Here is a 2,072-nt window from a genome sequence, read left to right as displayed (position 1 = left end):
GCGATGAGAGTGGTCCCGACTCCGCGATCGAATAGGGCGGGGAAGGCTCGGACGTAGCTGCGCACCTCAGACTCAAGCCGATTAAAAACCGCGAGGCCTGCATCATTTTCAGGTGCGAATTGCTTGTTCATAGGGGTGAACTCCTCAGTCTGAAGCCTGCAAAGCCAGGCCTCTTCGTCTTTATGATAGTGGCGTGTAGGTGCCGTTGTGAGACAATAGCGCGCTAGATTGGGCGCCTTGCGCAAATTATGACCGGCGGGATGCAGCAATTATGCGAAATTGCTGGCAGATCCGCAGAACGCCGGCAGTTTGTTTGATCACGGTGACGATTTTCCCAACCACCACAAGACGGTTGCATTGGATGTGTCAACCGTGGCAGGCGAACCTAAGCGCTCGATTCTCCATACACAGATGGGGCTCTTGGCAGAGCGAGGTAACGAATGGAAACTGAGGCGCGGAAAGCCCATAGAGGTCTTCCCCCATCAGCATCGTTTCAGCTGGCTCGCGTTTATGTTTCGAGACGTTTCCCCGGGCCGAACTGGGCCCAAGGCTCGGCGTTCGGCCGTCGGCTGCCACTGTCAGTTGGGCGATGGTGGACAGCACTCTTCGGCCAACGGCTATCTCCCTGGCTCGCCAACTCCTTGGATGGGACCCGTCGCGTGAGGCGCATCCCGCACCTCATTGATTGGTTTTGCCCCCGGCATATGCAGTTCCCGACTTTCGAACTGAGGTCGAGGACGATCGCTAGCGATGATAGCCGACATTATTTGTGCCCATGCCTGGCCCGAGTTTGTGCTTCCGTCTGCGCGGGGTTGAAGCTACAGTCGGGTGCATCGCGCAGTTTTCCTGCACAAACTACAGCTATTCCGGAGGTTGACCATGGAATTGGATCGGATTGATCTGAAAATCCTAAGCGCTGTGCAGCGCAACAATCGCCAAACAACGGAAGAATTGGGTCAACTGGCCGGTATATCGCCCACCGCCTGTCAGCGGCGATTGAAGCAGTTGCGACAAGCTGGCGTGATTGAGGCTGATGTTGCAATCGTGTCGCCTGAGGCGGTGGGCCGGTCCCTGATGATGTTGGTCTTGGTCGATATTGAGCGCTATCGTTCCGACGTCATCGATCGCTTCAAGCAGTCTCTACAGAAGGCGCCTGAGGTAATGAGCGCGTATGCAGTCACCGGTAACGCCGATTTCGTTCTCCTTCTCTCGGTGCGTGACTTGGCAGAGTATGACTCCTTCTCGAGGCGTTTCTTCTTTGATAGCCCGGCTGTTAGAAATTACAGCACGATGATTGTGATGGATCGCACGAAGGTATCCTTGGCGGTTCCAATCGATGTATAGCAAGCGCAATCTTACGCGCATTCAACAACTGGTTGATCCGATTCATCAATGACTGGCGCAAGGGTCAGCCGCCTTGCCCGCCGCCATGATTGAGACGGGAATTTTCGTACCTATAGAACGGCGATTGAGCGCAAGGCGGAGCATCTTCTGCTCCTTGCGGGCTCCTTCTGTGGGGGGCGCTGAAAGGTCCAGCGGCCTCGTCAGCGCGATGCTGCAAAAGCACTTCTGGACCTACCGGACTGCATTCTGATGTATCTCGCGACAGGTTTTGTCCCCTTCAGTCGCGATGCGCTTTGGCCACTTAAGTCACGATGCTCCGGCATGCCTTCAGCCCTGATGGACTGCTGGCAGGGTCATGTTTGAAGACCTTCCGCCCCTGGTGGGGAGCCGCCCTAATGCGAATCTCATAAGAATGCGCTGATTTCCTGCGTTCTTGTAAGATAATAGCGCGTTTTTGCTCGCTCGCCGTTGCTAGATTTTGCCCGACTCAGACATTTGCGAGGCTGCGTGGTTTTCGACTACATTGTCGTGGGTGGCGGTTCCTCCGGATGCGTGATGGCGAACAGGCTCTCCGCCAATGGCGCACGCGTGCTGCTCATCGAGGCCGGCCCGGACACGCCGCCGAATGCCATTCCTGAGGACATCCAGGATGGCGACCCGACGCGTGCCTTTCTTAATCCCGATTATCGCTGGCGATCACTCAACGCCAGAACTGTGCGAGATGGCCG

At 56.3% G+C, this 2,072-nt stretch carries 2 protein-coding genes; both read left to right on the top strand.

The genetic code is table 11. The features are described from left to right. The first annotated feature begins 879 nt into the window (after positions 1-879). The gene (locus tag AC0L2H_RS32380) at positions 880-1,344 is read left to right on the top strand and encodes an Lrp/AsnC family transcriptional regulator (protein ID WP_019863379.1); all 465 of its coding nucleotides are present in this window, start codon (positions 880-882) and stop codon (positions 1,342-1,344) included. 507 nt (positions 1,345-1,851) lie between these two features. Next, positions 1,852-2,072: NAD(P)-binding protein (locus AC0L2H_RS32375; RefSeq protein WP_473593664.1), on the top strand; the 221-nt coding region annotated here is incomplete at its 3' end.

Source organism: Mesorhizobium sp. WSM4871 (genome assembly GCF_055811295.1).
Note: the sequence above shows the minus strand (reverse complement) of the source record. Positions and strands in the feature narration are given on the sequence as shown.

Excerpts from the sequence above, each read along its gene's own strand:
- AC0L2H_RS32380 (WP_019863379.1), top strand. The coding sequence starts at position 880 with ATGGAATTGGATCGGATTGATCTGAAAATCCTAAGCGCTGTGCAGCGC.